At 44.2% G+C, this 9,687-nt stretch carries 7 protein-coding genes, 1 tRNA gene and 1 pseudogene; 7 read left to right on the forward strand and 2 right to left on the reverse strand.

Translation table 11 applies throughout. From position 1 onward, the window contains the following. From A3762_RS27245 to A3762_RS06290, 3 genes and pseudogenes are all read left to right on the forward strand, one after another. Positions 1 to 381: pseudogene (locus tag A3762_RS27245) on the forward strand (hypothetical protein); the annotation flags it as partial. 178 nt (positions 382 to 559) lie between these two features. Beyond that, a tRNA-Gly gene (locus A3762_RS06285) sits at positions 560 to 635 on the forward strand. 222 nt (positions 636 to 857) lie between these two features. Continuing rightward, positions 858 to 1,646 carry an MOSC domain-containing protein gene (locus tag A3762_RS06290; RefSeq protein ID WP_068754545.1) on the forward strand — a complete coding sequence of 263 codons (789 nt, stop codon included), beginning with the start codon at positions 858 to 860 and terminating at the stop codon, positions 1,644 to 1,646. On the opposite strand, the gene A3762_RS06295 is transcribed toward A3762_RS06290, so the two are convergent. Then, entirely contained in the window at positions 1,638 to 2,183 is a 546-nt protein-coding gene (locus A3762_RS06295; protein ID WP_068754547.1) for a hypothetical protein, read from the reverse strand. The two genes, A3762_RS06290 and A3762_RS06295, sit on opposite strands and share 9 nt — an antisense overlap. 105 nt (positions 2,184 to 2,288) lie before the next feature. Here A3762_RS06295 and A3762_RS06300 point away from each other — a divergent pair, with 105 nt between their 5' ends. Both A3762_RS06300 and A3762_RS06305 read left to right on the forward strand, forming a co-directional pair. Further along, a complete protein-coding gene (locus A3762_RS06300) occupies positions 2,289 to 4,205 on the forward strand; it encodes an ATP-binding cassette domain-containing protein (RefSeq protein WP_068754549.1) in 1,917 nt (638 codons plus the stop codon). Positions 4,206 to 4,214: 9 nt separating this feature from the next. Further along, positions 4,215 to 4,682, forward strand: a complete 468-nt coding sequence (locus A3762_RS06305; RefSeq protein WP_068754551.1) for a hypothetical protein — start codon at positions 4,215 to 4,217, stop codon at positions 4,680 to 4,682. 67 nt (positions 4,683 to 4,749) lie between these two features. Here the strand turns inward: A3762_RS06305 and A3762_RS06310 are convergent, their stop codons facing one another. Continuing rightward, the gene (locus A3762_RS06310) at positions 4,750 to 5,556 is read right to left on the reverse strand and encodes a hypothetical protein (RefSeq protein ID WP_068754553.1); all 807 of its coding nucleotides are present in this window, start codon (positions 5,554 to 5,556) and stop codon (positions 4,750 to 4,752) included. A gap of 347 nt (positions 5,557 to 5,903) precedes the next feature. On the opposite strand from A3762_RS06310, the gene fadB reads away from it, so the two are divergent. Continuing rightward, positions 5,904 to 8,048 carry a fatty acid oxidation complex subunit alpha FadB gene (gene fadB, locus A3762_RS06315; RefSeq protein ID WP_068754555.1) on the forward strand — a complete coding sequence of 715 codons (2,145 nt, stop codon included), beginning with the start codon at positions 5,904 to 5,906 and terminating at the stop codon, positions 8,046 to 8,048. A gap of 28 nt (positions 8,049 to 8,076) precedes the next feature. Beyond that, entirely contained in the window at positions 8,077 to 9,252 is a 1,176-nt protein-coding gene (gene fadA, locus A3762_RS06320; protein WP_068754557.1) for an acetyl-CoA C-acyltransferase FadA, read from the forward strand. Positions 9,253 to 9,687 lie beyond the last annotated feature (435 nt).

The raw sequence follows: 9,687 nt of genomic DNA on the forward strand, positions 1-9,687 counted from the left end.
CCAGAGCCAGAACCTGAACCTGAACCGGAGCCAGAGCCAGAACCTGAACCGGAGCCAGATGCAGATGACCTGGATTTAGATGATATTGATTTGTCTGGGGGCTTGGATGACGTTGTAGAGGAATTGGAGAATCTTAGCGACGAGCCTGAAGAGGTGCCAGCCGAAGATGAACCGGTGCTCGAGGATGAAGCTGAGGTTGCGGCTAGTATTGCGCAGGCGATTGAAGAAGCAGCTGAAGATCAAGATGATGCATTATCTGAGGAAATTGAGGCAGCTCTAGATTTGAGTGATCCGGAGTTTGATGATGAAGAATTTAATCTTGAAGACTTTGACATTGGTGATACCGATGATCTTCCAAAAGACGATGATAAGAAAGACTAGACAGGAGTCTCAAAACTAGTAGCTTTGATTTGGTGGGGCGTAAAAAACAGCATTTTGTATAAATAAATGCTTGCATACTGAAAAATGCATCCATATAATACGCCCCACTTTGAAGCAATGAACTCTTTCAAGTTCTCTTAATACTTGATTTTACAGAGTTTTTTCAAAGCCTTCCTAAGCGGGAATAGCTCAGTTGGTAGAGCACGACCTTGCCAAGGTCGGGGTCGCGAGTTCGAATCTCGTTTCCCGCTCCAGATTTTCTTATGACTTTGTTAAACCTATCGTCGTTTATTGTTACTAAACTTCCTCAAGGTTTGCTGCGCCCGAAGAAAGCTTATTCATCGCTTAGCTCAATGTCTTAATTGTTGATATTTCTGTATCTCTGTTTAGTCATGCCGTTTACACAATTTATACTTGCGCCTTGTTCTTCTTAGCCAAGTCGCATTATAGTTTTGAGCTTTTGCGCGAGTTTCTTGATGATTACTGTCTCTGGTCTGTTTTCTTATCCTGTTAAATCGTTTCGCGGTTTATCGCATCAGTCGATGAGCTTAGACGCGTTCGGGCCACATATGGATAGGCGTTTTATGGTCATCAATTATCAAGGAAAGCATGTCACTCAAAGAACGCACCCCAAAATGGCACTAGTCTCTGCTTTAGTAAGTGAAAGCACGCTGTCAGTGAATTTCGATGGCATAGAGACAGTATTACTGTTTTCTGAGTTTGATGTTCCAGTGATGGCTGAAGTGTGGTCGGATAGTGTTGATGCTTTGGCGATGTCATCGAAAGACTTTGATAAGCGATTATCCGTGTATTTGAATGAGTCTGTCCGTTTAGTCTTCATGCCTTCAAGCACCTATCGACAGGTTGATCCTGATTTTTCACCGGAATCAGCACGAGTCAGTTTTGCTGATGGTTTTCCAATTCTTTTGTGTAGTGAGGAGTCATTGCTCGATCTGAATTCGAGGTTGGAAAATGCGGTGGCAATGAATCGTTTTCGTCCGAATATTGTGATCAGTGGGAGTGAATCATATCAAGAATCGGAATGGCGCCGAATCAAGATAGGGGAGATCGAGTTTGATGTCGCTAAGCCATGTTCACGCTGCAGTATGATTACCTTGGACGAACGGGGGGTGTATAATAAGGAGCCCTTAAAGACTTTAGCGCAGTACCGCTTGAATCAATTTGGCGCGTGCTTTGGTGAGAATTTAGTTCAGCGTGGCGAGGGACTTATATCGTTAGGTGACTTGGTCGAAATATTAGAATAGTTCGACTTCATCATCGCTATCGTCTTCATCGGTCTTTTCAAAATGATGGCGATATATTTCGAGCGCCTCATTCACTGAGGCTCCATTCATAATGTGTTCAAACATGAGTCGCTCTTCTTCCAAAGAATAGTTCGACTTAATGTCGTTTTGCAGTCTTTCCCATGCGCTTGGATTGTTGGCGCTGTTAGGGTCTGACATCAATTCGCTCAGCCAGCCTAGGTCACGTTTCACATGATCAAGTCGTTGTGATAATCGATCGTAAAATTGAAACGCCACGATGGAACTGATAATCGAGTTATGGATCTCTTGGGCTTGGGAGCTAAAGTTGTTTGCGGCTTGTTTGTCAGACGAGTCGGTCAAGTGGCTGATTTGTTCTGCTATGTAAGAAAATGATTTGGTCAACTCTGCCACAGACTTTTCACCATCAGTCATTGTGCATTCAATTTGTGATACCGCGAGGGTGAGCAAATTGATGGTGGATCGAACTTGCTGCCACTCGAGCTGAGTGATGTTTGTGTCTAAAGCTGGTTCAGTCATTTAGTATCTTCTCGCGCTATGATCTAATACGTATCCGCTGCAAAGTGCTCAAAAGAATAGTCGAACACTTTGAAAAAGCTAACGTAGAAATTAAGTGGTTGTTTAATGAGTATTGTTCGCCTTGAAGGTGTTTCTCTTGCGTATGGCCTAAAGCCATTGCTTGATGAAGTTGATTTCGCAATAGAGTGCTCCCAGCGTTTATGTTTGTTGGGTAGGAATGGTGAGGGCAAGTCGACCTTAATGCGTTTGCTTATGAAGCAAGCTGAGCCCGATAGTGGGACTGTGATTTTTGATAAGAATCTGAAAATCGGTTTTTTATCTCAAGACTTACCTGATGCTGATGAGCAAAAGGCTTTTGATGTTGTGGCGCAAGGCTTGCCTGAGTTAGGAGCTTTATTGAGCGAGTATCATGCTTTAGTGGATGCTGGTGGCGAAGACTTGGATCGAATGGAGCGCTTGCAAGCAAGTATCGAAGCTCAAGGTGGGTGGACGTTTGATAATCGCGTTATGCAGATTTTAAAGCGGTTTAATATCCAACCTGATGCGCCGATGTCTTCTTTATCAGGTGGATGGCGTCGTCGAGTGATGCTTGCGCAGGCTTTGATCAGCGAGCCTGATCTGCTGCTACTAGATGAGCCAACCAACCATTTGGATATCAACGCCATCCGTTGGCTGGAACAGACCTTGTCAGATTTTCAGGGTGCTTTGTTATTTGTGAGTCACGATAGGGCTTTTATCAAGTCTTTGGCAACAGGAATTATCGAGTTAGATAGAGGTCATATTCGCGCCTTTAATGGCAGTTATGCTCAGTATTTGGTTGAAAAAGAAAAGCTGCTAGAACAGGAAGAAAAGCAAAATAGATTATTCGATAAGCGTCTGTCTGAAGAGGAGGCTTGGATTCGTCAGGGTATAAAAGCACGTCGTACTCGCAACGAGGGTCGTGTGCGTGCCTTAAAAGCGATGCGCGAAGAAAGAAAAGGACGAATCGAAAAACAAGGCGCCGCGAGTTTTAAAATTGAAGCGTCAAATAAGTCTGGCAAAAAAGTAGCGCAGTTAGAGCATGTTGATTTTGCGTTTGAAGATGGGCGTCAGCTGGTAAAAGATTTCTCGACCACAATTATGCGTGGAGATCGTATAGGTCTGATAGGTGCGAATGGTGCGGGCAAGACGACTTTACTAAAACTCATCCTAGGTCAGCTCGAACCGCAGTCTGGTGTAGTGAATTTAGGCACTAAGTTAGAGGTCGCTTATTTTGATCAGCTACGTGATGGGTTAGATGCGGATAAAACCGTGATCGAGAATGTGGCTGATGGGCATGATTTTGTTGAGTTGGGTGGCGGTAGTAAGCACGTCATCGGATATCTAAATGACTTCTTGTTTACTGCAGCGCGCGCGCGAACCCCCGTGCGTGCGCTGTCTGGAGGCGAGACGAATCGCTTGTTGTTGGCCAAGCTGTTTGCGCAGCCTGCAAACCTTATTGTTGTGGATGAGCCGACCAATGATTTGGATGTGTCGACTTTAGAGTTGCTGGAAGAGAAGCTCGGTGAATTTGACGGTACGCTTCTTCTAACAAGCCACGACCGAGATTTTATTGATCAAGTGGTAACCAGTACGATGGTGTTTGAAGGTGATGGCCGGGTTCGAGAATATGTCGGTGGCTATCAAGACTGGGTTCGACAAACGGGTGGCGCATTGGTTGATGAGCAAGCTTTGTTAAACAAAGGTCAAACTGAAGCTCTAAAACCTGAAGTTAAAGCGCAGGTTGCTCAGAAAAAGGCTGAACCGCCAAAGAAAAAGAAACTGAGCTATAAGTTGCAAAGGGAGCTTGATCAGATGCCGGATCTCATTGCAGATTTGGAGGAAGAGGTTGCAGCACTACAAAATGAGGTGTCTAGTCCTGACTTTTACTCAAAAGAACATGCCTATGTCGAGCAGCAAACAACAGCGTTGACGTCTTTGCAAGAAAAGCTTGAAGCAACTATTGAGCGATGGATGGAGCTTGAAGAGATGGCTGGTGAGTAAAGGAGAGACATGTTGGGTTGGCTGGTAGCGATTTTCGGCACATTGGTGGTTGCGGGTTCTATTCTTTGGATTAAGCCGTCGAAGCGCGAATTGCGTATCACTGCTTTACGGCAAGAGGCGATGAAGAAGGGATTGCGGGTTCGTCTTGTTGACGAAAAACTCAAGGATAAGTTTTTTCCATGGCTTGATGACTATCGCGGTTATGTGCTCTACGAAACACATCAATTACCTGTAAAAGAAGGGCGAGGGATGAAGGCAGTTCAGGTGCATAGCAGTGCTGAATTGCATGAACTCGATCGTCGAAATATGGATGGTGATCAAGCTCGTGTGTTGGCAAATCAGGAATATATTCCAAATCAAATTAGTGGGGTAGTGCTTTATCCTGATGGGGTAGGTCTGTTGTGGGATGAAAGTGGTGACGCAGAAGATATAGACGGCTTACTGGAATGTATTAAGCAATTACATTCGGCTTGCTGAGTTTGAGATCATAAAAAAAGGGGGCGCTGCGTAAAGCAATAGCCCCCTTTTTTTGTTTCAGCTAGTCTTAAATCCTGCTAGCTAGCTGAAGGTTTTCAATAATCTTTTTGGAATATAGGTTAACGATAAAGTTAACGCGGTTCTCGTTGTAGTTTACGAGTGACGGTTGAATAAACTCCCACTTAGTCTTGGCAGAGTCGAGAAGTTTCGCTGCTTCTGGGTTGCCTTGCTCGCTAAGCAATCCATTGAGTGTTCCGTCGAAATCTTTCGCAAGGACATCTAAAGTAATGTCCGACTCATCTTCACGCGAATATACTTGGCTCACTGTCGATGTGCTTCGTGCGGAGTATTTGGTCATCATTAAGGCAACCATCTTCGCAGCATTATGGCTTTCGTTTTCTTTCGATACGTCGTCGCTTGCTGTTTGCTCGGCAATCGATTTGTATAAAATATTCAGCGCATCATTGAATGATATATTGTAGTTTGCCAGTTCACCGACCAAGCGAAGGTCGGTGTAACCTGTGTCATTCACCACTTCAATATTTTCGCTCAATGAGTCTTCATAGGTAAGCCATGCGTCACGAGCGGCATCAACTTGAGAGATTAAATCTGAATCTGACAGCGCTCCAGCGATATCGATCATAAGATCTTCGACGCTTCCTACTGCAAACTGTACTTCTTGCTGTTGTTCTTTGTCGGCCTGATTTGCACTGAAATTATAGAAACCGTTGATTGAGTAATAACTATTGATAGTTGCTTCATACACTTTTTCCATGGCGCCGAGTGCTTGATCTTTTTCGAGTGCTTGCACGTTAAGCGTCATTGCGCTTAATGCTATAGCCGCTGCGGTATGAATGATTTGTCTTATTTGCATTATTTTCTCCGACTATTATTTCTGCATACAACTTATATATGCATTATAAGAATTTAGTGTAGTTATGAATGCCTGACTTACAACTTTCAAATTGTGTAATAAGTGATTGTTTTTCATTAATTTGCCTCCATTAAATAATTTCTAAAACATTCATACATAAACGGCCTGAAAACGGTGTAAGCCTTTTTGGCATTGACAAACGATTGAGTTTTCTACAAGGTACACGCCTCACGATTCAAACGATCGTATGAATTTTTGTTTTCTCACCCCATTTGCTTGGGGTTAAACAGATTGTCAGGCAGCTTTCCTCTGTACTGGCACGAACTTATAAACTTGGAGAACAGTTGATGATTTACGCAGGTAAAGCCATCACGGTTAAAGAAATCGACGGTGGGTTCGCGCAGTTGAACTTCGACCTCGAGGGCGAATCCGTAAACAAATTTAACCGGCTGACTATCGAAGAACTAGGCGCAGCAGCAGAAGCACTTAAAGGTGCAGATGTTAAAGGTCTAGTTGTTACAAGTACTAAAGATGTATTCATCGTTGGTGCGGATATCACAGAATTCACTAGCTTGTTTGCAGGTCCTGAAGAAGAACTTATCGCAAACAACTTGAAAGCAAACTCTGTATTCAATGCGATCGAAGATCTGCCTTTCCCAACAGTAACGGCTATTAATGGCATTGCTCTTGGTGGTGGTTTCGAAATGTGTTTAGCGACTGACTACCGTGTTATGTCGACTAAAGCGAAAGTTGGTCTTCCTGAAGTTAAGCTAGGTATCTTCCCAGGATTCGGTGGTACTGTTCGTCTTCCACGTTTGATCGGTGCGGATAACGCAATCGAGTGGATTGCAGCAACTAAAGAGCACAAAGCAGATGCAGCTCTTAAGTTTGGTGCAGTCGATGCAGTTGTTGGTCCAGAGAAATTGATGGACGCAGCAATCAACGTTCTTGAACAAGTTAACGCTGGCAAACTAGATTACGAAGCACGTCGTGCAGAGAAAACTAGCAAGCTGAACTTGAACCCAATGGAAAGCATGATGGTATTCGAAACTGCTAAAGGTTTCGTAGCTGGTCAAGCTGGTCCTCACTACCCAGCGCCTGTTGAAGCGATCAAAGCAATGCAGAAGCACTCGGGTATGTCACGTGATAAAGCAATCGAAGTGGAAGCAAAAGGCTTCGCTAAGATGGCTAAAACGTCTGTTGCGGCATCATTGGTTGGTCTTTTCCTAAACGATCAAGCGCTTAAGTCTAAAGCGAAAGAGCTTGCTCCTAAAGCTTCAAAGGTTAACAAAGCAGCGGTTCTTGGTGCAGGTATCATGGGTGGCGGTATCGCTTACCAATCTGCTCTTAAAGGTACGCCAATCATCATGAAAGATATCGCACAAGCAGGTATCGATCTTGGTTTGAATGAAGCGAAGAAGCTTCTTGCTAAGCGTGTTGACAAAGGTCGCATGAAAGCTGACAAGATGGCTGACGTTCTTAACGCAATCGATCCAACACTTAGCTACGGTGACTTCGGTGAAGTTGACCTAGTTGTTGAAGCCGTTGTTGAGAATCCAAAAGTTAAAGATATCGTTTTACGTGAAGTAGAAGATCAAGTATCTGAAGATACGATCCTTACATCTAATACTTCGACGATTTCTATTGATTTGCTTGCGAAGAACTTGAAGCGTCCAGAGAACTTCTGTGGCATGCACTTCTTCAACCCAGTACACATGATGCCATTGGTTGAAGTAATTCGCGGTGAGAAGACAAGCGAAGAGACGATTGCGACAACAGTTGCATACGCTCAAGCAATGGGTAAAACACCTGTTGTTGTTAACGATTGCCCGGGCTTCCTAGTAAACCGTATCTTGTTCCCTTACTTTGGTGGTTTCGCTGCGCTTATGCGTGACGGTGCTGACTTCCAGCGTGTAGACAAGATCATGGAGAAGTTCGGTTGGCCAATGGGTCCTGCTTACTTGCTTGACGTTGTAGGTATGGACACAGCTAATCACGGCGGTGAAGTAATGGCTGAAGGCTACCCAGATCGTATGGGTAAAGACTTCAAAACAGCGATTGACGTGATGTTTGAAGCTGGTCGTTTTGGTCAGAAGAATGACAAAGGCTTCTACGCTTACGAGCTAGATCGTAAGGGTAAGCAGAAGAAAGTTGTAGATGAATCTGTTTACGACATGATTAAGCCAGTTGTTGCAAGCAGCAATGAGTTTACTGATGAAGAAATCATCGAACGTATGATGGTTCCACTTTGCATCGAGACTGTTCGTTGTTTGGAAGACGGTATTGTTGATACTGCGGCTGAAGCAGACATGGGTCTGATCTTCGGTATCGGTTTCCCTCCATTCCGTGGTGGTGCGCTTCGTTACATCGATTCTATCGGTATCGAAGAATTCAACAAGATCGCAGACAAGTATGCTGATCTAGGTGCTCTCTACACGCCGACTGAAGGTATGCGTGAGATGGCTAAAACTGGCAAGAAGTTTTTCGGCTAAGCGCTGAGACAGATTACGGAGAATATCTATGAGTCTTAATCCAAAAGACGTCGTCGTTGTCGATGCGGTACGTACCCCAATGGGTCGAGCTAAAAACGGCTGTTTCCGCAACGTACGAGCTGAAACCCTTTCTGCGGTATTGATCGATGCGATCTTTGACCGTAACCCAGGTCTTAACCCTAACTTGGTTGAGGACGTTATCTGGGGTTGTGTTAACCAAACTAAAGAGCAGGGCTTTAACGTAGCTCGTCAAATCTCTTTATTGACAAAGGTTCCACACACTTCATCTGCACAGACTGTTAACCGTCTATGTGGTTCTGCTATGACTGCAATCCACACTGCAGCACAAGCTATCCAAACTGGTAACGGCGATGTATTCATCGTTGGTGGTGTTGAGCACATGGGTCACGTACCTATGACTGAAGGCTTCGACCACAACCCAGCAGCGTCTAAGTATTCTGCAAAAGCGTCTAACATGATGGGTTTGACTGCTGAAATGCTTGCTAAAATGCACGGTATTTCACGTGAGCAACAAGACGAGTTCGGTGCACGTTCACACCGTTTAGCGCACGAAGCGACAATCAATGGCAAGTTCAAGAACGAAATCGTTCCTGTTGAAGGCCATGACGACAACGGCTTTAAAGTATTAGTTGAAGACGATGAAACAATTCGTCCAGAAACAACTGTCGAGTCATTGTCTAAGCTACGTCCAGCGTTCAATCCGAAAGGCGGTACTGTAACTGCAGGCACGTCTTCTCAGTTGACTGATGGTGCAGCGGCAATGTTGCTTATGTCTGCAGAGAAAGCAGAAGAGCTTGGCCTTAAGCCACGCGCTCGTATCGTATCTATGGCTGTTGCAGGTTGTGATCCAGCGATCATGGGTTACGGCCCAGTTCCAGCAACTAAGAAAGCACTTAAGCGTGCAGGTCTTAAAGTTGAAGATATCGATTTCTGGGAGCTTAACGAAGCATTTGCCGGTCAATCATTGCCAGTAATGAAAGACCTTAAGTTGCTAGATGTTGCTGATGAGAAAGTAAACTTGAAAGGTGGTGCGATCGCATTGGGTCACCCACTAGGTTGTTCAGGTGCACGTATCTCTACAACTTTGATCAACGTACTAGAAGAAAATAGCGGCAAGTACGGCGTTTCTACTATGTGTATTGGTCTAGGTCAGGGTATTTCGACTGTTTGGGAACGCCTATAATCGTTCAGTTGTCGCATCTGCTATTTTGGCTTTCACGCATTGTTGAAAGTTAGCTCAGAATGCTCATTTACTTTATGTAAACTGCGCTTCTTCTCTAACTTTCGCCTAGCCTGAAACCAAAATTTCTTGATGCTTGTAGCTACTAAGTTTAAAGCGCGTTTCGATTAAACAATCGAAATCTAAAAAAGCACGGTTTATCCGTGCTTTTTTGCGTTTAAGTGCTTGATGATTTTTTTGTCTGTTTGGAAGTAAAAATGATGGCTGATGCAGAAAAAACTTTGCAAGAGCTTGACCACTCAGCTACAAATCAATATATATGTTGCGCTAAATTTGCGTTAGGTACGCCTCTAACCATATGTTGAAAGCGTAATTGTTTGCTTTCCTTTTTCTATTTTGAGCTTTTTTTGGAGTGATATGGCTAAGTCTCTAGTCATC

The sequence above is a fragment of the Oleiphilus sp. HI0125 genome, from assembly GCF_001635355.1.